Raw genomic sequence first — 25,362 nt, 5'->3', positions numbered from 1 at the left:
GCTAGCCGCGGGGGACAACGACGCCGGCGCGGGTGTCGGCGTCGTACGTGTACACCGCACGCCCGCCGATCCATACGGTCAAGGCACGCTGCATGACGTCCAACGGATCGCCGCTCCAGAGAACGACGTCGGCATCCTTGCCCACCTCAAGGGAGCCCATCCGGTCGGCCAGGCCCAGGACCTTCGCCGGGTTGATGGTGATCGAGCGCAGAGCAGTCTCGCGGTCGAGGCCTTCCTTGATGGCGAAGGTTGCCTGATGGATGAGGAAGTTGATCGGAATCACCGGGTGGTCGGTAATGATTGAGATTTCCACTCCAGCCGCGGCGAGCTTGCCGGGGTTGGCGATGGAACGCCCACGCAGTTCCACTTTGGACTTGGTGGTGAACAGCGGCCCGATCAGTACGGGGATGCCGCGCTCGGCCAGGACATCGGCCAGCAGATGCGCCTCGGTGCCGTGGTCGAGGACCAGTTCGTAGCCGAACTCATCAGCCAACCGGATGGCGGTGGCAATGTCGTCCGCGCGGTGCGCGTGCTGGCGCCACGGAATTTCCCGTCGCAGCACCATGGCGAGCGCCTCGAGTTTGGGGTCGCGGGCGTTCTCGTCGGCTTTGCCCATGTAGTTTTGCGCGTCCATGAAGGCTTTGCGGATCACCATGGCGGTGCCCAGCCGGGTGGAGGGGGTCTGCTTCTTGTCGCCGTAGACGCGCTTGGGGTTCTCCCCGAGGGCCGACTTCAGGCCGCTGGGGGAGCGGAGCACCATTTCCTCGATGTAGCGGCCGTGGGTGTGGATCGCGACGGCGAGACCACCGATGGGGTTGCCCGAGCCGGGGTTCACGTTCACGGCGGTGATACCGCCGGCCAGGGCGTCGTCGAACCCGGGGTCGTAGGGGTTGACGGCGTCGATCGCTCGGACGCCAGCGGTGACGGGATCGGTCATCTCGTTGGTGTCGTCCCCGGCCCAGCCTTCGCCTTCCTCATGGGTGCCCAGGTGGACGTGGGCGTCGATCAAGCCCGGAAGCAGCCACTGACCGTCGGCGTCGTGAATTTCGGCGCCCTCGGGGACAGCGATATCGGCGCCCAGTGCAGTGATCTTGCCGTCCTTCATGACCACCGAACCGTCGAAGGGGGTGCCTTCGATCGGAACAACGTGGGCATTGACGATTGCTGTGACAGTCATGTGTGGTGACCTTTCGGCAGACAGTGTTGTGATCTCCAACCTACCGTCTTCACCGTGAGAGAGGTCAGCTCCGCACCCGGCAGGGGGAGCCGCCTAGACTGAAAACCGATGCGCAGGAAAGGCGACAACTTATGACACGGAAATCCGCACTCGTCACCGGCGTCGGGCGCTCAGTTGGGCTGGGTGCCGGTATCGCCCGGCGGCTCGCCGTTGACGGCTGGGATCTGGCCCTGAGCTACTGGCACCCCTACGACCAGCGCGTGAACGGCACCACAAACCCGGCAGCCGAACTGCGGGAGTTGATTCCCGAGCTGGAAGCCATCGGGTCTCGGGTCATCGGACTGCCCGGTGACCTTGAGGACCCGAAAACGCCGGGGGAACTGGTTGCCGCCGCGCGAATGGAACTGGGCACCCTGAGCGGGCTCGTCCTGTCGCACACCGAGGGCGTCGATTCAGGACTGCTCACCACGTCGGTGAAGAGCTTCGAGCGGCACTTCGCAGTCAACGTCCGCGCCTCCTGGCAGCTCATCAACGCCTTTGCTCTGCAATGCAATGACAACGGTGGCGCAATTGTCGCGCTTACCAGCGACCACACGGTCAATAACCTGCCCTATGGTGCATCGAAAGGTGCGCTCGACCGGATTGTTCTGGCTGCAGCCCGTGAGCTCGGCGACCGGAGAGTAAGTTCCAATGCCCTCAACCCTGGTCCGGTCGACACCGGCTGGATGACCGACGAGGTGCGGCAGGCCCTCACCCAGCAGCAACCAACCGGCCGCCTGGGCACGCCAGCCGACGTGGCCGGTGTGGTCGCGTTCCTCTTGTCGCAGGACGGCCGGTGGGTCAATGGCCAATTGATCAAGGCCGACGGCGGCTTCTCGGCCTAGCAGAGCCCCGCAGCGCCTCGCAGCGCCTGGAAGTCCTGGCTGCCCCGTCTCTCCCGCCTGTCCCGGAGCTCCCGAAAGCCCCGAAACTCCTGTATTCGCCTGCACGAATCCCGACAGAGCACCGCCATGGGCTCGACCTCACTCAGCACGCTAGGCCGCGCACCGGTGGGACCGGGTCTCGCCGACATTCGCACTCACTTCGAGGTACACGCGGCGGCCTTGTTCGGCCGGAAGGCCTCCGTCGGCGCGACTCCGGCGCCAGGAGCTAGTAGCCAGGTAGCAGGTGCCTTCCCAAATAGTGCATGCATTGCATGCATTGCAGGCATTGCATGCACCGAAAAAAACGACCTATCCCTCCTTGTCCCTGGCTGTGGCAGCGCCTGGAACCACCCCCTAGTGCGTTGCTTGGCACCGAAAACGGCATGGGCTACCGCTTTGAACCCCGACAATCCCTAGGATGGACGCTATGACAACAGGTATTCTGCTCGCTGTGTGCCGTGTTCACGCGCTGCTGCCCACTCAAGATGCCACCGGCGTCACCGCCATTGACAAGCGAGCGGTGGACGGGCCCGTGAATGTCCACAAGCTCGGGCTCACGGGTGATGTGCAGGCCAGCCGGAAACATCACGGCGGTGAATCCAAGGCGATCTACGCCTACTCGCAGCAGGACGCCGACTTTTGGGACGCCGAACTGGGCCGGGATATGAGCCCGGGCAAGTTCGGGGAAAACCTGAGGGTCGACGGAATCGACGCCAGCCGCGCGGTCATCGGCGAACGCTGGCAGGTGGGGAACGACGTCGTCCTCGAGGTCACAGCGCCGCGCACCCCGTGTGTGAACTTTGCCCGCTTCCTCAAGGAACCGCGGTGGGTGAAGCGGTTCGCCGAGGAGAACCGGGTCGGCACGTACCTGCGCGTGATCACGAAAGGACAGGTTCAGGCGGGCGACACCGTTACCGTGGTGAATCGCCCCGACCACGGCATCACCGGGCAGCAGGTCTTCGCCGGACTGGACGCCGACGCCGCCCGGCAGCTCCTGGTTGCAGAGAAACAAGGCGTGGCGCTGAGCCCCGAGATCCACAAGGTGGTCGCCGCGGTGCTGCGGAGGGCTTGACCGCGGAGGGCGTGACCAAGGAGGGCCGGCCCGGGTGTGGTCAGGCTCACGCGGCGCCGCCGTCGTTGTGGCTGCAGGTAGGCGGAGCCATGCAGTACACTTGAAACATCCCCCACACCGGTATTCCCTTTAATTTCCGCCCAATTTTGCTGGGCTGGATAGGTTGTGTTGGGGCTCGCAGAGTAAGCATGCGGGCAGATTCATCAGGGAGCGCCGGCTAGAAGAAAACGTCATACAGACCGCTGAGATAGCGGCCGCCAGTTATGACGCGAAATCCTGCCGCGGGATTGAAACAGTGCCGGATTTCTATGTTCATGGGCTGGAATCATCCTTTAATTCCAGCTCTCCGGCATCTACCTGAAGGTCATTCCCTCATGCCAGAAAATAACACTCCCGAGACGCTTGCAGCACCGGACGCCGTTGCTGCTCCCCAGAACGTCGAAGCTCCTGAAGCCGACGACATCAAGTTCACCGACTTCGGCCTCGACGGCCGCGTGCTCGCAGCCCTGAGCGATGTCGGCTACGAAAAGCCTTCTCCCATCCAGTCCGCCACCATTCCGGTGCTGTTGGAAGGGCGCGACGTCGTCGGCCTGGCACAGACGGGTACCGGTAAGACAGCAGCATTCGCTATCCCCGCACTGTCCCGGATGGCTGAGCTCGCCGACCTCAACGGTCCCAGCAAGTTCACCCAGATTCTGGTGCTTGCACCAACCCGTGAACTGGCGCTCCAGGTTGCCGAAGCTTTCGCTTCCTACGCCAAGCACATTGACAACTTCACTGTTCTGCCCGTCTACGGTGGAGCTCCTTACGGCCCTCAGCTGGCCGGTCTGCGCCGCGGCGCGCAGGTAGTTGTGGGTACCCCGGGTCGTGTGATCGACCACATCTCCAAGGGTTCACTCGATCTGTCCAACCTCCAGTACCTGGTGCTGGACGAGGCTGACGAGATGCTTCGCATGGGCTTTGCCGACGACGTCGAGCAGATCCTGTCCGGTACCCCTGACGACAAGCAGGTGGCGCTGTTCTCGGCAACGATGCCCAGCGCTATTCGCCGCATTGCGTCGAAGTACCTGAACAACCCAGCCGAAATCACCGTCAAGGGTAAAACCTCGACCGGCACCAACACGCGCCAGCGCTTCCTGCAGGTCATGGGCCCGCACAAGCTGGACGCCCTGACGCGCATCCTCGAGGTCGAAGACTTCGACGGCATCATCGCGTTTGTGCGCACCAAGATGGCAACCGAAGACCTGGCGGACAAGTTGCGTTCACGGGGCTTCCAGGCTGCAGCAATCAACGGTGACATTCCCCAGCAGCAGCGCGAGCGGACCATCGAAGGTCTCCGCGAAGGCAAGTTCGACATCCTCGTGGCCACCGACGTCGCGGCTCGCGGGCTGGACGTCGAGCGCATCTCACTCGTCGTCAACTACGACATCCCTCACGACACCGAGTCCTACGTGCACCGCATTGGCCGTACCGGCCGTGCGGGCCGTTCGGGCGACGCGATCCTCTTCATCACGCCACGGGAGAAGTACCTGTTGCGTTCGATCGAGAAGGCAACCCGCCAGCCCGTCGAGCAGATGCATCTGCCCTCCTCGGACGCCGTCAACGCGTTGCGGATGAACAAGTTCGCCGAGCGCATCACCGAGACCATCGCCACTGAAGATGTGTCAATCTTCCGTGACCTGATCACCAGCTACGAGACCGAGCACAATGTGCCCGCCACCGAGATCGCCGCAGCCCTCGCCGTCATGGCTCAGGGTGGCAACCCGATCCTGGTCAAGGACATCCCGGTAGCCCCTGCAGGGCAGAAGGAACGCGCTGCCGGCCGCAAGGATGGCTTGGGCTCACGCGGACCAACCCGCAGCCTGACCGAGGGCAACGCCACCTACCGCATTGCGGTAGGACGTCGCCAGCGGGTCATGCCGGGCTCCATTGTTGGCGCTATCGCCAACGAGGGTGGCCTGTCCTCAGCTCAGATCGGCGGCATCGACATCCGCGCCGACCACACCCTGGTGGAACTGCCAGCCGATCTGTCCAAGGATCAGTGGCGCGCACTGTCCAAGACCCGCATCGGTGGCGAGCTGATTCACCTCGAGCTGGACAAGGGCCGCAAGCCTGCCGGCGACCGTGACGGCTTCAAGAAGCCGTTCAAGAAGCGTGAAGGCGAGGGTGGCGGGTTCAACAAGGATCGCGGGCACGACGGCGGCTTCCGCTCCTCCGGCCACAGCGCCGGCGGTGGCGGCGGGGACCGTAAGGAACGTCACGGTAAGGGTGCCGGAGCAGGCACCACCCAGCGCCGCGACAAGTGGTAACTTAGTAGCTGATTGATTTCGTCAGATCCCCGGTTTTCCGGGGATCTGACGGTGAAATCAGGGCCCGGCTCCAGTGGCCGGATGCTGATTTCGTGTAGGTGGCAGAAGCTGGTAAAGTTTTCTGCTGTTGCCCCCCTAGCTCAGTGGTAGAGCGCGTTCTTGGTAAGAACGAGGTCACCGGATCGATTCCGGTGGGGGGCTCTCAAGTGGGAGTCCCGCAAGCAGACCAACTGGTCCGGCTGCGGGCACACTCATTTGTGGCGGTGTAGCTCAGCTGGTTAGAGCGCACGACTCATAATCGTGAGGTCCCGGGATCGAGTCCCGGCACCGCTACAGACATAGCAGGTCAGAGGCTGAGCAGCCGCTGACCTGCTTTCTTTTTTACCGGCCTTCTCCCATCATGGTTCTGACGGGTCGGCCCCCACACTAAGCATCCTCATGGATGGTGCGGGCGCACCAGTGATGAACACCACCTGCACGCGGCGCACGAAACGGACGGAACCATGACAGACAACAACTCCGACTGGGGGCCCGACGTCAATCCCGGGGCCCTCCCCACACGCGCACGACGACGCCGGGACGCAGCGGCTAATCCGGTCGCCGGGCCCAGCTCCGAGGTCCCGCGCTTCGCCGACCGGGTAGCCCCGGAGTCTGCCGACTCTGTGACCGCTGAGCCGCCCGTGACCGGTGTGCCAGGGTCCTCTGCTCCGGCGCTAGCAGCCGTACCGTCGCCAGCAGCCGCTCCGTCGCCCGCAGTGGCAGCATCCGGGCCCGTGGCGCCAACGGCACCGGGCCGCCAGCAGGCAGAGCCGAGTACCCGGAAGTCGTTCCTTGCCGCTGACACCACACGGGTGCCCGCCGAGACCGGGTTCAGGGGCATCCTGACCAAACTGGGTATCCGCATTGCCCCTTCCCAGCGTGAACTGGAGGAACGGGCCAATACCCGTGCCGTGAGCCAGCATTGGCCCGGACCCCGCACCATCTCCGTGGTCAACGGTAAAGGCGGCGCCAACAAGACTCCCACCACTGTGATGCTGTCCTCAGTCTTTGCCCGCAACGGTGGCGGTCCGGTACTCGCCTGGGACAACAACGAAACCCGGGGCACCCTCGGGTGGCGCACCGAGCAAGGGCCGCACAGCGCCACGGTGATGGATCTGTTGCCGCAGACCGCTCAGCTGCTGGCTCCCTCGGCACAGTCGGCGCTGCTGGCCCGCTACGTGCACCACCAGACAGAGGACAAGTACGACGTGCTGCGCTCCAAGCCGGATGTCCTTGCCTCCGAGCAGCAGGTCACCGCCGACAATTTCGACGACCTGCACGAGGTTGCGTCGAAGTACTTCAGGCTGAACGTCGTCGACTCTGGCAACGACGAAACGGCCGAGCGCTGGCTGCGGATGATCCACCACACTGACCAGTTGGTGATCGCCACCACCACCCTCGAAGAGCATGCGGAGGCCGGAGCCCTGTTGCTCGAGGCGTTGCAGGCCAGGGGAGGCCGGTACGCGGAGCTGTCGCAGAACGCCGTCGTTATTGTCAGCCAGTCCGACAAGAACGGCACAGCAGCCCAGGCGCAGGAGATTGCCGACGGTTTCGCGCAGCTCGCCCGCCGTGCGGTGACCATCCCCTACGACACGGCGCTGCACAAAGGCCGCATTCGCTGGGGCTCACTGCGGCCGGCGACTCAACGCGCCTGGCTGTCCGCAGCGGCGGGCGTCGCCGAGGGCCTGTAGGTCAACCCCTCCAGGTTTAGACAGCTTGCTTATTATCTCGCGTGTTCATAGTGTTGAGGAGTACGACATCGACGTTCTGAACACAGGAGGAAGCATGTCCCCCCATAACATTTCCGGTAAAAGAGTCGCATTCCTACTCACCGACGGAGTCGAGCAGATTGAGCTCACCAGCCCCTGGGATGCGGTCAAGCAGGCTGGCGGCGAGCCCGTGCTCGTAGCCCCAGGTAGCGGCACGGTTCAGGGTTTCAACGGCACCGACAAGGGTGACACGTTCACCATTGACCTCGCGGTCGCGGACGCCAATGCTGACGACTTCCACGCCCTGGTCCTACCGGGTGGAGTGGTAAACGCGGATCACCTGCGCGTCGACAAGGACGCCCAGGAGTTTGCCCGCGCATTCTTTGCCCAGCACAAGCCAGTCGCGGCGATCTGTCACGCGCCCTGGCTGTTGATCGACGCAGGAGTGGTCAGCGGTCGCGACCTAACCTCGTACCACACGCTGCAGACCGACCTCCGTAACGCCGGAGCCAACTGGAGCGACGACGAAGTGGTCACTGACCAGGGCTTCGTCACTAGCCGCACCCCTGACGACCTCCCGGCCTTCAACGACAAGATGATCGAGGAGATCGCCGAAGGCGAGCACGAAGGCCAGACCGCCTAACTGCCCCACAGCAGGCGCGATTTGTTGAAGGGCCGGCGGGAAACCGCCGGTCCTTCAACGCGTTCGGGCTGTAGGTCAGAAGACAGTCCTATGGGTTCGGGCGGTGGGTCCCGGCCGGGTAGGATTGACCGCAGTGCCTGTGACCAAGGGGAGTGAAGCGATGGCGTTTGCCCGCGTACGCATCTCAGCTGCCGCTTCCAAACGATCCGCCCGGCTGCTCCAGGGGCTAGTTCTGCTCGCAATGATGACGGGTTGTACGGCACCTCTACCCGATGGCACTCCTGGATCGACCAGCGCGTCCGCATCAGGTTCCGCCGGGGCTGGCCCGGAGGAACCTTCCATGCCACCCTCTGCTGCCGACGGTGCCGTTACCGACGAGCCAGCCGAGCAGGACCCGGAGGCCGGGGACGACGCCCTGCGGCAGACGGTGGACAAGGCGCTCAGGACGCTTGCGGAGTCGTCGGCCCAACCGAGCAGGGAACAGGTGCGAGACTCACTCGTTTCCCAGGGGATACCGGGAGACCTGTTGGAGATTTCGGCGAGCACCACCCCCACAGGTCTGGCTGCTGACGCAATCCAGGTCGGGGTGCGGGGCGATGATACGTGTGTGGTGGCCTACATTCGGGATGGTGCCGTTTCCAGCGCCGTGCTTCCGCTCCTATCCAACGGACTGTGTTTCCTGGGCAGCGACCGTGGATAGCACCGATACATTGCGCCAACGCAGGCGCCCAAAGGCTAAACGTCTGACGGTCCTCGGGGTGGCGGGCGAGTTTCTGATGACGTTCGGAATGTTTGCGGTGCTGTTTGTGGTTTGGGAGTTTTGGTGGACTGGAGTCGAGGCGGATGCCGTGCAGGATCAGGCGGTGGCGCAGTTCATTCAGGACACCCGGCCGACATCGCAGCCGCCGGCCGCGCCGGATTTGGGCGCAGAACCAGGACACTCTGAGCTGCAGGAAGGCTACGGTCCCATGCAGGTGGGCGAAGAACCCGCAGCAGGGGAGACATTTGGGATTGTCTACATTCCGCGCTTTGGCGAGGATTACACCAGGCCTTTGGCGGAGGGCACTGGGGATGACGTTCTCGATACGCTGGGGCTAGGTCGCTACCCGTCAACCACTATGCCGGGGGAGCCGGGGAACTTCGCTGTGGCAGGCCATCGCCAAACCCATGGGGCTGTGCTGGATAATATTCACACCTTGGTCCCGGGGGACAAGATTTACGTTCAGACTGTCGACGGATTCTATACGTATGTGTACCGCAACACTGAGATTGTTCTGCCTGACCGCTCGGATGTGCTGCTTCCAGTGCCAACTGAGCCTGGGGCAATTCCTGAGGAAAGTGTCCTGACATTGACTAGCTGTAATCCGATGTTTGGGGAGCAGGAACGTATCATCGCCTATTCCACCCTAGATTCATGGCAGCCATTGTCCGCTGGTCCGCCCGAAGAAATCGCCGGCCAGGTTGCTGCCCTGCAGGAAGAAGGCTGACTCACAATGTATGGATGGATTTTTCGATATCTCCCGGGCCCCCTATGGGTACGGATCCTCACCTCCATGCTACTGATCGCGGTGATTGTAGTGGTGCTCTTTCAGGTGGTCTTCCCGTGGCTCTCCGGTGTGATTGAACTTTCCAATCCGACGATTGGTGTTGTCCTTTAGCGGTTAGCCCTTGATGGCGGGAATTGGTATTTAGGCGCTAAAAAGCCGGTCGGGATAGGATCCCAACCGGCTTTCTAGTACTTCGGAATGTCTGCTTAGGCTTCGGAGGCCGCGCGACGGCGAGCTACGATGACGCTGCCAGCGCCAAGTCCGAGAGCGCCGATGCCTGCAGCACCCCAGAGGAGCATTGCGGAATCGATACCAGTGTTGGCGAGGCCACCCTCAGCCGATGCGGTTCCATCAGTGGAGGTTCCATCAGTGGAGGTTCCGCCGGTGGTTCCACCTGATGCGGCGTACTGGGAGTCGACAACAACCTGTGCGGTGACGGTTGCACCGGATTCGCGACCGGTCGCGGTCAGGGTGTAGGTGCCTTCTTCGTGCAGGGTGACTGCGAAGGAGAAGTTCCCCTCAGCATCTGCAGTGGTGGTGGTGTCCAGGACGAGGCGGTTCAGGACAATGGGGCCGCCGCGGGAAGCGGAGAATCCGCCTGCGCCTGCACTCATGGCCGAGGGGTCCCCGGTGGAGAGTTCTGCAGTAATGTCGATGATTTCGCCGGGGGTGAAGATTCCCTGGTTGCTGCTGAAGACTACTGATTCTCCGGGAGCGACGGTGGCGTCACTAACCGTTGCTGCAGTTTCGTCGCCGACGTAGGCAGGGATAGAGACCGGGGTTACGGCCTGTGCCGCGCCCGCTCCGACGAATGCCAGTGTTCCGGCGATGGCCAGAATGGAGGTGGTTTTTTTCAAGTTGTGCTCCCCAGAGGTTATTGTGAATCAAGAGTAGATGCGAGAGTTTAGCGATCGTGGATTGCCTATACTTCACTTCCCTTACCATATAGGACTACTCATCGAATACTTGCATCGAGGTGTGTCTACTACGTTGGATGGAGAAGCACTACCTAGAAGTTATCAGTGCGGAGCGAGTACTCCAAGGGAAATTTTGATCGAATCCATAATGTAACTCAGTGTTAACTCAATGTAAGGAACTACCCGAGGACTGAACAGGATTCATCGCTTTGATTCGGCAGGACCACTTCTGCGTACTCCTGGATGGTGGGTGTGACCCGAAGAATGCCCTCAGCGTTCTGGACCACCTTCGAGAAGTCCATCTCAACGGTTGTCGTTTCCCCAGGGGCGAGGTTTGTGGTTAGCACTCCCACGGGACGGGAGTCATGGCCAAAGGAACCGACGGGAACGTCCTTGCCGTCGATCCGAGCGGTTTGTAGGAAAGCCTGTGCTGGCCCATAGGCAACGGTGTTGGTTTGGACGTGTCCTGGCGTCACACCGAAGGCGCCTGCACCGGTGACATAGTCGGGCAGGGTTTCGGCGGCGTCCGATGGTGCGGTGTTGGTGAGGGTGACCTTGACGGTGTACTGAGAGTAGCCGTCAATTGTGCAGCTTCTCAGCAATTGTGCAGTTCGCCTGACGTAGTAATCCATCTTCGCGCCCGTTCCGTCGTTGAAGTAGACGCCGAATGAGGTGCCGCCAACTGCGGGGCCAGTAACCGCACCCGACAGGCGAGTGGGCGCAATTAGAGCCTGCTCCGCTTCGGAGTTGGACCACAGGTACAGCCGGTCCTGCTCAGAGCTGGTGATGAGCGCCTGAATCAGCTGTGAGCTGTCTCCTAGACCGCCGGCCACTGCATCGAAGACCTTCTCGGCCACTGCCGCGAAGTAGGCGTCCTGAACCAGCGGATCTTCCACCTGCGCGTAAACGTCGGAGAGCATAGTTGGCACGACATTTTCGGCTGTTAGCTCGGAAGGTAGAGTAGAACCAGCTAGTGAAGCGTTGACCGCGGGATCCTCAAATTCACCAAGATCGACTCCTCCTGTTGCCCCGAGAATGTTGGACAGGACTACGGGATCAATGGCGAGTACGCCATCAATCTCTTCGCCACCGCGGCGTTCATCCCACATTTGTTTGGCGGTCAGCGCCGCAGTAGGGAAGTCGGGCGTCATATTGACGCTCTGGATGTAAGCGCCCATGCGGAACGAATAGATCCGCTCCTGCTCAGCGTCAACTTCCAGCGGGGGCTCAAACTTCGCGATATCGGCAGAGCCGCCTTGGTCGGTCAGGCTGATTCGGCCCTCTTCGGCGGTGACAACGGCAAGCGCGCCTGGGATGCCTCCAGTCGCTCGAACTTCCGCGCTATTCTGGATAAGAACCAGGTAGCGCCGAGGTCCGTCCTCGCCGAGCATCTGTGGAAGGAGCTGCACGGCACGGGAAGCGTTGACGAGCGGGCCTCGGACTTGTCCAAGGGCTGCTTCAGTTTCCTCGAGTGGTCCACTCACCTGCGGAAGAAGAAAAGTGCGATCTATCGATTGAAGTCGATCGTGGGACAGCTCAACTGTGTTCGCAGCTGAAATCAATGTCGGAGCCGCTTCGCTGAGAACTGAAAGTTCAACCTCACCATCTGAAGGCGTCAAGGAGTTCCACTCTAAGGCCTCGACTCTTCTGACCATCGGGCTTACTGCTCTGCTGATGACGTCATCAGCAGACACAGCTACCTCTGTCACCGTGGAAAAATTATCGCCAACGAAAGGAATCGCTGCGGCAACCTTCCACAGCGGGTCGGTCGCTGCCACGCGGGCCTCCGAGGTGTAAATCTCCAGCTCGGCTAGAGTTTCAGCTGCTCCGTCTAGATCCCTCGCTACAACTTCATCCTGCAAGATCGAGATCAGCGCCATGCTCGTCTCAAGGTTGTCTTTGACCTGGAGCCCGCGAAAGGCGAGCCATCCGGCACTAAGGCTAATGACGACTAGACCGGAGCCCGTCCACAATAAAATCCTTTTCCGTCTAGCGCTGCTGTTTGGCGAACTCCGCCTTTTGTGCAATAAGTTAGGGGCCATTTAGGGGTCCTTGTTCGATTAGTGATGTTAGCTAGAAAGCTCCGTGACGGCCAGTGACAGCCCTGAATGTCCGCATAAGTATCGCCAGATCGCCCAAGAGAGACCAATTTTCTACATAGTAAAGATCCAAGCGGACAGTTTCGTCCCAAGACAACAAGGACCGTCCACTAACCTGCCATAGTCCCGTCATCCCTGGCCGCACCAGTAAGCGCCGGTGTGCCTTCACGTCGTAGCGCTCGACCTCGCTGGCAAGTGGAGGACGTGGACCGACCAACGACATCGACCCATTGAGAACGTTTAGTAACTGCGGAAGCTCGTCGAGACTAAATTTTCTGAGAATGCGACCGGCCCTCGTCACGCGCGGGTCATTTTTGAGCTTGAACAAAACTTCATTTCCGTCATGCCCATCCTGTACCTCGGCAAGACGTGACTCGGCATCGGCAACCATCGAACGGAATTTGTACATTTCGAATCGTCGGCCCGCTGCACCGACCCTTTCCTGCCTGAACAGTATAGGCCCGGGGGAGCCAAATCGGACGAGAACGGCAATTAACACAAGGAGGGGTGAGAGCATTACCGTCAAGAGGCCGGCGCCCACGAGGTCCATGCTGCGTTTAACGAAACGCTGACCCTTCTCCAGATTCGGTGTTGAGACATGGATAAGAGGAAGACCGGAGACTGGTTGTGTATGTATTCGTGGACCGGCGACGTCAGTTAAAGCTGGAGCGAGTATTAGACGGACATTCAGGTCTGCGAGAGCCCACCCCATTGCTCTAATCGTGCTGGGAGCAAGCTGAGAGCTGCTGGATAAAGCAACGGCGTCGGGGCCGAATTTGGCCACGTCCTCCATGATCGCGCCAGGTTCTATGGCGTTACCCACAATTGGGAGGCTGGTTGACTTTGCGAGGATTTCAGTTCGTTCAACCCCCGGTAGATACACGCCAACTGGCACATAGCCAGCCATAGGCTGTGCCCGTAGGGATTCGACCAGGTGCTCTGCTCCGCTCCGATTCCCGACAACAAGCACTTTGAGCGAGCTTTTTCCATGAGACCGTTCAACGTGTAACAACCGCCGAACTACCGCGCGGGCCAGGAGTAGCATGATCAACCCAGAGGGCAACGCAACCCCGATATAGCCGCGGGCTGTATCTAATTGGAGTGTGTAGCTCACAATCGCGACGACTCCAAAAAGAATTAGGGAGGCACTCACAACGCGCTTGTACTCTTCGGCCCCGTGTCCCAAGACGGTCGGCTCACGGCTACCCCTCAGTGTCAAAATAAACCACCAACTGGTGGCAAGTGCTATTGAGGCCCCAACGTAAGGCTGACTGCCTACTGAAAATTGATCCGTGTCGGGCACACCAAACCGGACAAGCAATGCGCCGACTGTGGCCCACAAGACCACAACCGCGTCGACGATCGCCAGTTTTCGCGCATATCTGGGCCCCCAAGCTGACCCTTCACTCTTGAGTGCCACACAACCCCCGTTTTCTTTCACTCTCTTAGGCCCAAAAGGTAGGGATATTCAGCCTTTATCTGACCGAAGCCCAAGGACTTTTTCATCAAACTCCGAGCGGCTTCCCTGCTCGGACTCAGCGGATAGCACTGGATATTTCCCTAGTTCCTTTGCGGGCGTCGACTCGTATGAGTAGTAGGCATACGAGTAGGCATCCGGGCCCCGGGACGGAAGAAGGTTGATAACGACGCCTAGCAAATCGGCGTCGACCATTTCCAGGCTTTCGAAGGATTTTTGGAGATCGTGGAGCTTGACCTTGGATGATCCGATGACCATGACGACCCCTCCTACTTGTTGTGCGAGCACGGCTGCGTCGGTGACGGGTAGGAGTGGAGGCGCGTCAATGATTACGGCGTCGAAGTTTTGTTCAAGATCGTCAATTAGGTTCTTCATTGCGTCGGATCCAAGTAGTTCACTGGGATTCGGGGGTATCTGACCGGCTGTCAGAACGTACAATTCGTCCTTGCCCCAGGGCTGCATAAGATCTTTAAGGTCAGCCCTTCCGATGAGGGCGGTTGTCAGGCCGGCGTTTCGTTCCAAACCGAGGTATTCATCTACGCGGGGGCGCCTCAAATCAGCGTCAACAAGTGCTACGGATTGCCCAGCCTGCGCCAAGGCAATAGCAAGGTTTACTGCTGTAGTGCTCTTGCCCTCGCCCGGAAGCGAAGAAGTAATAAGAACGGCCTTCGACTTGTGGCTCACATGCGCGAACTGGAGATTTGTCCTAATTTGCCGGAACGCCTCGGCCCGGGGGCTTTGCGCAGCAGTTTGAGTCAGCAACGGCTTCTTGGTTGCGTCAGCATCGAATGATATGCCGCCCAGCAAAGGTATGTCGCTAATACGTCTAAGGTCGGATTCACCACGAACCCGGGTGTCCGATGCATGACGCAAGAAAGCAGTGGCCAGGCCAACAAGAATTCCTATGAGAAGACCAATAGCGATGTTTATCGGCGGATTTGGCGAGGACGGTTCTGCGGGAGCTGTTGCTGGTGATACGACTGTCAGTTGAACTGGGGAAACACCACCGACGTCTGTTCCCTCGAGGGAATCAATCGACGACACGAGACTATCGGCGACTGCTTGGGCGATGGCTGCGGCCTGCACGGGAGACTGATCCTCAACGGCAATGCGGAGCAGCACAGTATCCAGTCCTACACCGGCCTCAATTTTGTTAGCGAGTTGGGCAGGTGTCGCGTCTAAGCCGAGGCTGTCAATCACCGGTTGAAGCACCAGGGGGGTAGTGACCATTTCTGTGTACGATTTGATTCTTGCCTGCGAGAAGCTGTTCCCCTGCTGAACCTCCGCCAGATTCACGGCGTTTTGGGTACTCACAAATAGTCTTGTTTCAGCCTCATACTCAGGCTCGGCTATGAGTGCAGAGATGGCACCGAGTAAGGCCCCCGTTACGGAGAGCGCGACAATGAGCTTCCAGCTTCTGCGTAAAATGCGTACCAAACCGGACAGCTCCACGATCGCCCCTTCAACTTGATGCGCCCATCGAAACAACAGGCCTATTGATACTAACCCGGCTTGCTCATCGAGCCCTGACCGCTGACGGACCGGACGTTCTACTTCTCCCTTTCTTGGTCCAGCGTCCTGCCGGCGAACGGTCACGAGAGGAGGCTAGTGTATTCTAGTGTTTCGCTTGCGATAGGCTTGCAAGCAGCGAATATGCACGTTGGGGCAAGTCAGGTCGCCGTTTTTTATGTCGGCCGACGAAAATAGGGGCGTATGCGCATTCTCCATGTGACCGAATGCTACGGCGGCGGTGTCAGTAGAGCGATCAATTCGATCGTTGAAAATTCTCGTCAGCACGAACATATCCTGCTTTGGAGCGGGCCTGAGGAGCCAAGCCTCAGCTTTGGCTATCAACATATTGATGTTCTACCCAAGCTGCTGCTAGCGCGAGTGAATCAGGTCGGAAAGGCTATAATTCAGCACAACATTGACATAGTCTGGGCGCACTCCAGTTGGGCAGGTCTTTATACGAGATTAGTGAAACGCCCGGTCCCCGTTATTTATCAACCACACTGTTTCGTATTCACGGACCCCTCACGAAACTTGGCGATGAGAGCAGCGTATTGGGGTGCTGAATACATTCTTGCTCGAAATGGTGACTCAATCGTTGCGTTGACAGAAGCAGAGGAACGTTTCGCCCGTCCCTTGGTTGGTCGTTCCACGATACGGCGGATAAATAACGTCTCGACGCTCAGCGCGTCTACAAGGGATACAGCAAGTGAAGGACCTCGATCCCGGTCAGTGGTTATGTCCGGGCGTATAGCTGTTCAGAAAGATCCCAAGTTTTACGCGCAGGTGGCGCGTAGGGTCAGACTGAGCGATCCAGGAATTAAATTCACATGGATCGGATCAGGGGATGACGCGCTGACGCAGGCTCTTAGCCAGTCCGGTGTAGAGGTCACAGGGTGGCTTGACGAGGCTCGGTTGAGAAGTCGGCTGGAAGAGTCTTCCCTCTACTTTCATAGTGCGGGCTATGAGGGATTTCCCCTTAGCGTCATCGATGCTGCTGAAGCTAGGACACCGGTGATAGTAAGAGATCTTCCGTGTTTTCGAGGAAGCGGGCTTGAGTCGGTCAAGGATGTGTCGGAAGCGAGTGAAAAGATTCTTTCTTACTTTAGTGACCCTGCTCTCCGTGCGAAAGTCAAGAAGCGGACGGGAGACTTACTCAGATCCATGAGCCCAGAAAAACAACAAATTAAAATAGAAAATCTGCTAGCCGAAATGAATTCTCTTAGCCGAGGTGACAATGAAGATATTAATGCCGTCCCGAATTCTCGATAGGCAAGTTGGGGGAAATACAACTTATGCTCGGAGAATCGCTGAGGGTCTCATGACGAGAGGTCATGACGTGGAGTCAATACAGGCAGGTTTTTCTCCTCATGTAACCGCGATCTATGAGACAGCAGCTGGTCTTCTAAGAAGGCCAGCGGGCGATGTGCTGCACTACGTGGCCGACACTGGCCCCATGCTTTCGACTAGAAGTCCTTCGGTGGTAACGGTGCATGGGATTGCAAGTCTGTCTGTGCCGGATGTGCGTAGTAAGTTGAGCGAGAAAATCTGGCGCACCCGGGTCAAGCGGGCAGTAGCTTCGTGTGATCATGTAATCACTGTGTCTGAATCCAGTGCCCGGGACATTCGTGAGCTAACTGGGTTAGATAGTTCGAGACTTACAGTGATACCTCATGGGATCGATACTGAACGATTTCGTTCTGTCTCCCTAATGAGTGATCAGATAAGGCTGAATCTTCCGGCTAGATTTGCTCTATACGTCGGGAATATTGAGCCTCGGAAAAATCTCACTCAGCTCTGCCGTGCTTTCAGCTCCCCAGTTGTTCGGGCGCTCGACATTCCTCTAGTGATCGTGGGGAAGCCGGCTTGGGACTCGGAAGAGGCTATGGCCGCGATCGCAGGATCCAAGAATGTCCGGTACCTCGGGTTCGTAAGCGAGGAAGATAAGATTTCCCTGATGCAAGCGTGCTCTCTATTTGTGTTTCCAAGCTTGTATGAGGGTTTTGGGTTCCCGGTGTTGGAAGCTATGGCAGCCGGAGCCGTAGTTGCTTCATCTCGAAGGGGTTCGTTGGAGGACGTTGCCGGTCCCGCGTTGGTCCTGGATATAACTGACCTCGATAGCTTGGTAAGCTCTTTGGAGCAAGCTCTCACTGACAGTGCCGCACGGGCGATTAGTTTGAAAGCGGGGAAATCCTGGCTTTCGAGCTTCGATTGGGATAGAAGCGTCGAGGATCACCTCCGCGTCTATCGGCGGGTGCAGAAATGACACGCATACTCATCCTCCATGCTTATAGCGCCCTGAATGCGGGCGACGGGCTACTGGTCGAAGAGACCCTCAAAATAGTAAACAAGTTGGCCGGGGCCAGTAGCGAGATCATAATCGCTGCCTCCTACCCGTGCTCTTTCCCACAGGGGGCTGAGAAGTTCCTTTGTTCGATGCCAACGAAACGGGGTTACAGCCGGGATTATCTGTCGACACTCTTTCGTGTAAGGAGCTTCGACATGGTCATTGGTGTTGGAGGGGGATACCTAAGAGGCGGAACTTTCTCTGAGTTCATCAAGGCGCTTCTTGTGCACGGACCTCAGCTAATTGCCGCCTCACTTTACCGAGGCCCGTCGGTTTACATGCCTCAGAGCGTCGGGCCATTCCGGTTTGGGACACGGACGCTCGTTCGCTTTTTGCTAAAGAGGATCACAGTGTTGTACCTCCGTGACGATAAGAGTATGCAGGAGTTCGATGTGTTGCCGGCCATCCGGGGGTTTGATCTCGCAACAGTCGATGTCAATCGGTTCAAACATGAACCGGTGCCCGTTCCTGAGCCGGTGTTGTCCGTTCGTGCTGTTCGCAACCGCCTACCGCCTCTTGTCAGGGAACTGGCCAGTAAACTGTATACCTTCGATGCCTATGTCCAGAGCACCACTCGCGGAAATGACGATAGATCGGTAACCGAGGAGCTTGGATATGTATCGCTCCTCCCCGAGATACCGCAGGCAATTGGGAATGTGGAGCGCCCTAGAGTTTTTATCGCAGTGAGGTTGCATGCAGCTCTGATGGCATTGAAGGCGGGGCACTACGTCATCCACTTAGCCTACGAGCGAAAGGGATTCGGGGCGTTCGCGGATTTGGGCCTGGGCGCATACGTGCACAACGTCAATAGGTTTTCGATAAATGACGTCGTCGCCCAAGTGCGGTCGTTATCAGTCGACCCGGAAGAGAGGGAGAGGTATCGAACACTGATGAATAGCTCGAAAGGCGCCCGAGACGAGTTTAGATATGAGATGGAGAAGCGTCTGAAAGACGCAATGCAGCACCAAGGACCTCGCTGACAGTCTTCACTTCGCGGGTTGCGCATGTCTATCAGATACAAACAAAACCCTGATGTTGCAAATGGCTACATCCGGCTAGGAAAAAGAATGAAAATAGTTTTCGCCAGCCACACAGCGCGCACAGACATTTTCCGGATCGGTAGCCACCATTATTCTCGGGAGCTCGCCGTCCTTGGCCACGAAGTGACGCACATCACAACTCCTCTTTCTTTAGGACATGTGCTCCGCATAGGGGACCGGAGTATCCGTAGGCGAATCAAAATCGCCATAGCCAGGGATCGCTATGTAATCGACGGCGTCAGCCATATTGTTCCAATAACGCTGCTCCCGGTAACGAAGGTTCCGAGCAGGTTAGTTTCAATAATGTTGAAGCTTCCAGTCCTTCCTTGGGCTTTCAAGGTTGCTAGGAACCCCGATGTATTGATTATCGACCAGCCTCTCCTTCATGGCTTAGTCGATATTTTGGCACCTAAAGTCGTCGTCTACCGACCTACAGACACTCATTCTGCAGGAATAGCTTTTAGTGCGGAAATGCACACGGTTACAAAAGCTAATCGGGTTGTTGGAACATCCCAACATGTCATAGATTCGCTTACGACCCTTAAAGATGATGTCCCACGAATGGTTCTTGAGAACGGTGTTGACTTCAAAGCGTTCGCGAACTCGGAGAATACAAATCACTCGGTGCGTCGCGGAGCTATCTATGTTGGTGCACTCGACAATCGATTCGATTGGGAAGCCGTTAACGATATGGCGCGCGATTTCCCTGAAGAACCATTCATCCTTGCCGGGCCAGTGGTAAGTAGTAAAGTACCGCCGCTTGAGAAAAACATTGAACTTCTTGGTCCGATAGAATACGAAAATCTACCAAATCTACTTGGATCAGCGAAGGTTGGACTTCTTCCATTTTCTGAAGCTTCAGTGAATCAGGGCCGTAGTCCAATGAAATACTACGAGTACTTAGCTGCGGGGCTTTATATTATCGGATCCGAAACGCCAGCACTGCGTTCTCGACGAGCAGAAGGGGTTTATCTGTACTCAAATCGAACGGAGATTCCATTTGCTCTAAAGAAGGCATTTTCAAAAACTTCCGAAAATCTGGCTGGTAGACAAGAAGCAGAAGGCTATTCTTGGACCTCCCGGACCAAATCGCTTCTAGAATTCATCGTCGGCGATTCATGAAGTTGCCCTCGCAGCCTGTCTCTAACGATCAGATTCCTAGAGTAGAAAAATCGCTCACGTTGAGGTGGGTCTGGTGGATGCATCCAGCTACGGCTTTTCTTTTGTTGAGTGGCCTAACGGCGCTATTAGCCTGTTTACTCCCCGAAAAAGTCTTCACTCTCTGGGAGACCGATAAGTATCTATCCCCAAGCAACTACTCGACTCTCGCCCTGGGGATGTTCGCCTTTTTGGCGGCAATCATCGTATTTAATAGGCCGTGGGAGCATCGAGGGCGGACAAATTTGACGTTTTCCGTACGCCAAATTTGTTTCTTGACCAATGCGTACAAAACCGTTTTTGTGATCACTATACTTGGGTATTTGGCGTGGTTCATTAGTGCTGGATTGCAGGGTGTCACACTGTCGGATCTGTTGTTAGTCTTAAATCGTGAGCCCGGCGCGATAAGCACATTAAAGTCGAATAGTTCCCCAATAGCCGGTGTGACAACTTTTACTCAGTTAGGACCCATTGTGGTGCTCTTGGGTGCCCTACTTCGGAGGCTAACTGGCTCATCGCGCGCATATTATTTGATAATACTTTTGGCTATGGTGCGGGCTGTATTTTACGCTGAACGGCTAGCCCTGATTGAGGTAGCAATTCCACTGGCTCTGCTCGCGGTATTGCTGAGATCCAATACTCCAAAGATGCGGCTAATGGCTAACTCTGTACCAATCATCGCGCCGGTCGTTGTGTGGATCGTCTTTGCGGCTTCAGAGTATAGCCGGAGTTGGATCTACTACTCCCAGATATCCACCTTGCCTTTCCACGAGTGGGTGACGTACCGGCTTCTCGGCTATTACGTGACTGGATACAACAACAGTGCGATCTTCAACACGGTGGCGGACGGAAGTGAGATGACGCCCTACTACAGTGTCCAGTTTTTCTGGAACGCTCCCGGCATCGCTCAGGTCATCGAGCATCCCGGAATTTCTGGAATACCCATTGGTCGATGGTGGTTCGAGAACCTAAGCTTCTACGGCGAAGCCGACTTCACAAATTATGGATCTTTTTTGATGACAAACGCCGAGCTCGGGACTGTGGGCATGGTTGCTTTCTGGCTCGTCCTTGGGGCCATCTTCGGCTATCTTCATCGAGCGGCTGTAAGATCATCATTTCCTGCCTCTGTCGCCTATGCAGTTTTGTTCCTAGGTCTGCTTGAGCTCCCCCGGCTAATTTATTGGACGGAGGGTAGGGCATTCCCCATCTTGGTTTGTTCCATACTGTTCTTCGTGCTCTTTCCTAAAACGCCTGCTGTGAGCACGGCGGGTTCACTTGCTCGTATGAAACACAGAAAGATTGTCCGGTGACGACAACAAGCGGGGACAACCCAAGTTCGAGGAAAGTTCTGTCTAGTGCCAGCTGGGCGATGGCGCAGCAGTTCGTCACGCTTGGCGCGACAGGTGCGACCAGCGTCATCCTGGCGCGAACGCTATCTGTTGAAGAGTTCGGAATATTTAGCTACGCAGTTACCCTCGCAAGTATCGGGACAACCGTGGTGACAGCTGGGCTATCAGGTCTAGCAATCCGAGCGCTTGTGGAGGACAAGAAACTCCAACCTGAGACGATGACAAGTCTGATCCTGATCAGGGAGTTTTTCGGGTTCTTCGCTTTTTGTATTTTACTTGGAGTTGCTTTTAGCTCGGGTGACGACTTGGTATTCGAATCAAGCGCTCTCGCCTTAGCGGTACTCTTTGCCAGGGGGTTCGATGCAACAGAGTATTGGTTTCAAGCCCGGGTGGAAAGTGGCAAGACAGCGCCAATCCGCATCGGTGTGGTGCTGGCCATGCTGTTACTGCGCGGCGTCTTGGCCTTCAGCGGAGTCGACCTGACTTGGTTTGTTTTCCTCTACGTTGTTGAGGGTGTGCTTGTAAGCATTGGCTTGTTTATTCGGTTCAGGACGGCCGGGGGGCGCTTAAAGTTCTCAAGTGGAACTTTGTCGGGTACTACTAGCTTGCTCAAAGACTCATGGATTTTGCTTCTCTCGGGCATAGCCGGTCAGGTCAACAGCCGGGGCGATATATTGCTTCTGCAACTACTTACTGGGAGCGCAAGTGTGGGTCTCTATGCTTCGGCTGCACGAATATCCGAGGTATTCTACTTCTTACCGGCTGTCTTTATGACGGCACTCATGCCTGGGCTGATATCCGCTCGCCGGGCAGGAACCCCTGGGGCTTACCAAAGACAGCTACAGCGGTCCTACGACTTAGCCTTTTGGATCGGCGCTCTTATCTCGCTTGGGCTGTTTCTTCTGGGCCCGTGGGTCATCGCGGTCCTTTTCGGCGAGAGCTATGCGCCTGCGGGGGTAGTTCTCCAGATCCATGTTCTTGCACTTCCTTTCGTGTTCATGGCAGCGGTTTATAGCAAATGGATCATTATTGAAGGATTCCTGCTTGCTAGCCTTTGGCGACACCTCCTGGGGGCGATCCTGAATATTTTGCTAAATTTAATGCTCATCCCGCAACTAGGGATCGTCGGAGCGGCCTGGGCATCGGTCGCTTCATATTTTTTTGCTTCGTACCTTGTATGCTTCCTCGGTCGCTCGACAAGACCAGCGGGCAATCAAATGACGCTTGCAATCGCTGCGCCGGCCCGGTTTGTACTAAACATTATGAAGAGAAGGGGAAGCAGTGATCAATAAGCTACGGCGTCCATTGGGCCGTGTCCGTAAGGCGACACTTGAATGGCTTAAAAGGGGTAACTCGGCACAACGAGGGGTCTATTACTCGCTCTTCAGCGATGCGTTTAGACGTGAGCGGGAACTGGTTTCCAGCGGCCACCGCGAACATGCCGCTACGATACGTGGCGGCAAACAGTTCTTCCTGCTTCGACGAAACATTCACATGTTGGAAAAGGGCCTGACGATGCAGCCGCGAAGGCCGCTCTTTGGTCTCGACTACATTTCAGAAACCGTAAGGCTCTTTGGAAAACTGATGTCGACTGAGCTCTCTGTCTTGTCAACCAGCGAGGAGGGCTGGGCGTCCGAAGTTCTCGAACAGTATTTCGACGCAACTCGCGAGTCCGGAAATTCAGTGGTGCTGGCTGCAGAGGGAGCATTCAGGGCCCTGCAGCTTCCATCAAATGTTGAGGAGAGAAATGGCCCGCATGCGCCTTTCAGTGAGACGAGCACCGTGAGCATTGAGGATCTGACTAAGCTGGCTGTTCGCCGAAAGTCAGTGCGGTGGTACCTGCCACGCCCGGTCCCTCGGGAGAGTATAGATGCAGCCCTGATGGTGGCAAGACAATCACCGTCCGCATGTAATAGGCAGCCATTTTCGTTCAGAGTTTTTGATGAGCCCGATCTTGTGCAAGAGGTAGTCAAGATCCCGATGGGGACGGCTGGGTACGGCCACAATCTTCCAGCTTTGGCAGTGATTGTCGGCGATCTTTCGGCGTTCTCAGATGAACGCGATAGGCATCTAATTTATACAGATGGATGCCTGGCCGCCATGGCATTCATTCTCGGATTGGAGAGTCAAGGGATCTCATCCGTATGCATAAACTGGCCGGACATAGCGGAACGCGACAAAAGGATGAGTGACTTCTTGGGTCTTAAACCCTTTGAGCGGGTTGTCATGTTGGTTGGATTTGGGTTTTCAGATTCCGAGGGCCTGACTCCGCATTCCGAAAAAAGGTCACTTGAAAGTTTAAGGAGATACAACTAAACATGGTAATCGATATACGTGGAGTTAATACCCATAATAAGGGTGCCGAGCTGATGATGCATTCGGTGGCTTCGGCGCTGGGTGAGAGATTTCCTCTCTGCGCGTCACCCAATGGTTCGTCGTTCGACGTTCGAGCTTCACTGCAACTTAAGCAAACGCTAACTATCAATCAGGCACCACGCCTAACGGCTTCAGCCGGTAACCTCGTGCCAAAAGGACTCGCCCAGGCCTATGGGATTGCGCGTTCAAAAGATGTTACTGGGGTTGTTGATGCCTCAGGATTTGCTTACAGCGATAGCTTCTCTACTAAACGCAGCCAACGCGAGGCTCGACAGGCAGCAAAATGGCACAAGAAGGGCCTTCCTTTCGTAATGCTGCCGCAGGCCTTCGGACCGTTCAACAATGCAGACCAGGCTATGTGGTCGGAGAAGCTGCTTAGTCACGCAGATGTGGTTTACGCCCGAGACGAGATAAGCCTTGATTTTGTTCGGAAGTTGGGAACACATATACGTGTGCGGAAGGCTCCTGATTTCACTATTGGTCTCAAGGTAGATCACCTAGAATCGCGCGTTTGTGGAGAATTTGGCTCGCTTGTTCCAAACAGCAAGGTAATTTCCCATACGCCCCTGTCAGAAGAAGCCTATCTCGAATTCCTGAGCCGTGCTGGATTGGAGATGCGCGCAATTGGACTTCAGGTGGTGATTGTTGTTCATGAGGATAGTGACCTAATTCTGGCACAGAAGCTGGTCGATCGCTTGGGTGCAGAATTGTTTGTTGACTCAAGCCCGCTTGTTCTGAAAAAAGTTCTTGGAGAGTCGAAGTTGGTAGTAGCCAGCAGGTATCACGCCGTAGTGAGCGCCTTGTCTCAGGGGACGCCAGCTCTGGCATTCGGGTGGTCCCACAAGTATCAAGAATTGATGAACGACTTCAACGTAAGCGAGTGGTTGCTCAAATCGACGGATAGCTTCCCTTCGGACCTGATGACTTCCATGCTCAAAGAATCGATGTCTAGCCAGCTAACCGAAGCCCGGTTGCGTCTACTGAGCGCAAACACAGAGATGTGGTCAGAGATCGTCGAGATTTTGTCCCGCACTAATCAGGCGAGCAGCTAACGGGGATGCTTACATCGTAGTCCGCGAGGAAAGCGGCCGCGAAGTGAGGGTCCGAATTGCCGGTGCAAGGTCGACCTGCATTTGTTGATACACCTCATCGGCACGGCGATATGGATCCACCACGTTGTCTTCGTCGACGTTAGCAGTATGGACCGACCGTGCACGGAAGGCCTGGTTGACCGCAGCACGCCAGCGATCATTTGCCTGGAGTGTCTCGTCGAGTTCAAGGTGCTCGTAGATCCGCGCAAACTCCCGCAGCGTGTAGGTGCGTCTCAGCATTGACGGGTCAAGCACCACCACTTTGCTGCGGTGCTCTCGGGTCAGCGTCAGGATTAGATCTTTGCCCTGCAGGATCTGTGGTGCCAGCTGGCGAGCGGCAAAGTGATCTGCTGAGCCTCCGAGCAGGCGGATCATTCCAGCTACACGGGGGTCAATCGGGTTCCCTACGAGGGCGCCGGTGCCAGCACTCTCGACGATGAACTGTCCGGGCGCCTGTTCGTCAAAGCCTGCCTGTAGAAGGCGCTCGGCCATGGGGGACCGGCAGATGTTGCCTGTACACACAGTAAGGATGCGAAAGGGTTCCCCGGCGAAGGGCTGCGTCTCGTCGACGTCTGTCATT

At 57.3% G+C, this 25,362-nt stretch carries 21 protein-coding genes and 2 tRNA genes; 17 read left to right on the top strand and 6 right to left on the bottom strand.

The genetic code is table 11. The features are described 5' to 3' along the window. Nucleotide 1: 1 nt before the first annotated feature. Nucleotides 2–1,177, bottom strand: a complete 1,176-nt coding sequence (locus ACX80Z_RS02955; protein WP_459304135.1) for an amidohydrolase — start codon at nucleotides 1,175–1,177, stop codon at nucleotides 2–4. Between the two features lie 131 nt (nucleotides 1,178–1,308). On the opposite strand from ACX80Z_RS02955, the gene ACX80Z_RS02950 reads away from it, so the two are divergent. From ACX80Z_RS02950 to ACX80Z_RS02910, 9 genes are all read left to right on the top strand, one after another. Continuing rightward, nucleotides 1,309–2,061, top strand: a complete 753-nt coding sequence (locus ACX80Z_RS02950; protein WP_019484321.1) for an SDR family oxidoreductase — start codon at nucleotides 1,309–1,311, stop codon at nucleotides 2,059–2,061. 466 nt (nucleotides 2,062–2,527) lie between these two features. Continuing rightward, nucleotides 2,528–3,172, top strand: a complete 645-nt coding sequence (locus ACX80Z_RS02945; RefSeq protein ID WP_459314871.1) for an MOSC domain-containing protein — start codon at nucleotides 2,528–2,530, stop codon at nucleotides 3,170–3,172. 374 nt (nucleotides 3,173–3,546) lie between these two features. Then, nucleotides 3,547–5,481 carry a DEAD/DEAH box helicase gene (locus ACX80Z_RS02940; protein WP_019484323.1) on the top strand — a complete coding sequence of 645 codons (1,935 nt, stop codon included), beginning with the start codon at nucleotides 3,547–3,549 and terminating at the stop codon, nucleotides 5,479–5,481. A 129-nt stretch (nucleotides 5,482–5,610) separates the two neighbouring features. Further along, nucleotides 5,611–5,682, top strand: a tRNA-Thr gene (locus ACX80Z_RS02935). A 58-nt stretch (nucleotides 5,683–5,740) separates the two neighbouring features. Continuing rightward, a tRNA-Met gene (locus ACX80Z_RS02930) sits at nucleotides 5,741–5,814 on the top strand. 170 nt (nucleotides 5,815–5,984) lie between these two features. Continuing rightward, nucleotides 5,985–7,211 (top strand): MinD/ParA family ATP-binding protein, encoded by a 1,227-nt coding sequence (locus ACX80Z_RS02925; protein ID WP_459314870.1) that lies wholly within the window; start codon nucleotides 5,985–5,987, stop codon nucleotides 7,209–7,211. Nucleotides 7,212–7,305: 94 nt separating this feature from the next. Beyond that, complete coding sequence (locus tag ACX80Z_RS02920) at nucleotides 7,306–7,872, top strand: type 1 glutamine amidotransferase domain-containing protein (RefSeq protein ID WP_459314868.1); 567 nt, start codon at nucleotides 7,306–7,308, stop codon at nucleotides 7,870–7,872. A gap of 340 nt (nucleotides 7,873–8,212) precedes the next feature. Further along, a complete protein-coding gene (locus ACX80Z_RS02915) occupies nucleotides 8,213–8,572 on the top strand; it encodes a DUF6993 domain-containing protein (protein WP_459314867.1) in 360 nt (119 codons plus the stop codon). Between the two features lie 58 nt (nucleotides 8,573–8,630). Then, complete coding sequence (locus ACX80Z_RS02910) at nucleotides 8,631–9,359, top strand: class E sortase (protein ID WP_459314866.1); 729 nt, start codon at nucleotides 8,631–8,633, stop codon at nucleotides 9,357–9,359. A 266-nt stretch (nucleotides 9,360–9,625) separates the two neighbouring features. Here ACX80Z_RS02910 and ACX80Z_RS02905 read toward each other — a convergent pair whose 3' ends face one another. The 4 genes from ACX80Z_RS02905 to ACX80Z_RS02890 all read right to left on the bottom strand — a co-directional run bounded on the left by ACX80Z_RS02905 (nucleotide 9,626) and on the right by ACX80Z_RS02890 (nucleotide 15,508). Next, nucleotides 9,626–10,276, bottom strand: a complete 651-nt coding sequence (locus tag ACX80Z_RS02905; RefSeq protein WP_459314865.1) for an LPXTG cell wall anchor domain-containing protein — start codon at nucleotides 10,274–10,276, stop codon at nucleotides 9,626–9,628. A 239-nt stretch (nucleotides 10,277–10,515) separates the two neighbouring features. After that, nucleotides 10,516–11,820: a DUF4012 domain-containing protein gene (locus ACX80Z_RS02900; protein WP_459314864.1), complete on the bottom strand. Its 1,305-nt coding sequence runs from the start codon at nucleotides 11,818–11,820 to the stop codon at nucleotides 10,516–10,518. A 589-nt stretch (nucleotides 11,821–12,409) separates the two neighbouring features. Then, nucleotides 12,410–13,783, bottom strand: coding sequence for a sugar transferase (locus ACX80Z_RS02895; RefSeq protein WP_459314883.1), 1,374 nt, complete (start codon nucleotides 13,781–13,783; stop codon nucleotides 12,410–12,412). A 120-nt stretch (nucleotides 13,784–13,903) separates the two neighbouring features. Further along, nucleotides 13,904–15,508 (bottom strand): tyrosine-protein kinase domain-containing protein, encoded by a 1,605-nt coding sequence (locus ACX80Z_RS02890; RefSeq protein ID WP_459314863.1) that lies wholly within the window; start codon nucleotides 15,506–15,508, stop codon nucleotides 13,904–13,906. Between the two features lie 117 nt (nucleotides 15,509–15,625). Here ACX80Z_RS02890 and ACX80Z_RS02885 point away from each other — a divergent pair, with 117 nt between their 5' ends. The 8 genes from ACX80Z_RS02885 (at nucleotide 15,626) to ACX80Z_RS02850 (ending at nucleotide 24,743) form a co-directional block, all read left to right on the top strand. Then, nucleotides 15,626–16,693, top strand: a complete 1,068-nt coding sequence (locus ACX80Z_RS02885; RefSeq protein ID WP_459314862.1) for a glycosyltransferase family 4 protein — start codon at nucleotides 15,626–15,628, stop codon at nucleotides 16,691–16,693. Further along, a complete protein-coding gene (locus ACX80Z_RS02880) occupies nucleotides 16,659–17,687 on the top strand; it encodes a glycosyltransferase family 4 protein (protein ID WP_459314861.1) in 1,029 nt (342 codons plus the stop codon). The genes ACX80Z_RS02885 and ACX80Z_RS02880 overlap by 35 nt, the downstream gene beginning before the upstream one ends. Further along, entirely contained in the window at nucleotides 17,684–18,748 is a 1,065-nt protein-coding gene (locus tag ACX80Z_RS02875) for a polysaccharide pyruvyl transferase family protein (protein ID WP_459314860.1), read from the top strand. Before ACX80Z_RS02880 ends, ACX80Z_RS02875 begins: the two co-directional genes overlap by 4 nt. Nucleotides 18,749–18,772: 24 nt before the next feature. Then, entirely contained in the window at nucleotides 18,773–19,930 is a 1,158-nt protein-coding gene (locus ACX80Z_RS02870) for a glycosyltransferase family protein (protein ID WP_459314858.1), read from the top strand. Between the two features lie 584 nt (nucleotides 19,931–20,514). Beyond that, a complete protein-coding gene (locus ACX80Z_RS02865) occupies nucleotides 20,515–21,276 on the top strand; it encodes a hypothetical protein (protein ID WP_459314857.1) in 762 nt (253 codons plus the stop codon). After that, a complete protein-coding gene (locus ACX80Z_RS02860) occupies nucleotides 21,273–22,607 on the top strand; it encodes a flippase (RefSeq protein ID WP_459314856.1) in 1,335 nt (444 codons plus the stop codon). Before ACX80Z_RS02865 ends, ACX80Z_RS02860 begins: the two co-directional genes overlap by 4 nt. Continuing rightward, entirely contained in the window at nucleotides 22,597–23,631 is a 1,035-nt protein-coding gene (locus ACX80Z_RS02855) for a nitroreductase family protein (protein WP_459314855.1), read from the top strand. Before ACX80Z_RS02860 ends, ACX80Z_RS02855 begins: the two co-directional genes overlap by 11 nt. A 2-nt stretch (nucleotides 23,632–23,633) precedes the next feature. After that, on the top strand, nucleotides 23,634–24,743 hold the full coding sequence (locus ACX80Z_RS02850; protein WP_459314854.1) for a polysaccharide pyruvyl transferase family protein: 1,110 nt from the start codon (nucleotides 23,634–23,636) through the stop codon (nucleotides 24,741–24,743). A 9-nt stretch (nucleotides 24,744–24,752) separates the two neighbouring features. Here ACX80Z_RS02850 and ACX80Z_RS02845 read toward each other — a convergent pair whose 3' ends face one another. Next, the gene (locus ACX80Z_RS02845; protein WP_459314853.1) at nucleotides 24,753–25,361 is read right to left on the bottom strand and encodes an arsenate reductase/protein-tyrosine-phosphatase family protein; all 609 of its coding nucleotides are present in this window, start codon (nucleotides 25,359–25,361) and stop codon (nucleotides 24,753–24,755) included. Nucleotide 25,362: the final 1 nt, after the last annotated feature.

The organism is Arthrobacter sp. TMT4-20, assembly GCF_054510775.1.
This window is presented reverse-complemented; position numbering and strand designations above follow the sequence as displayed.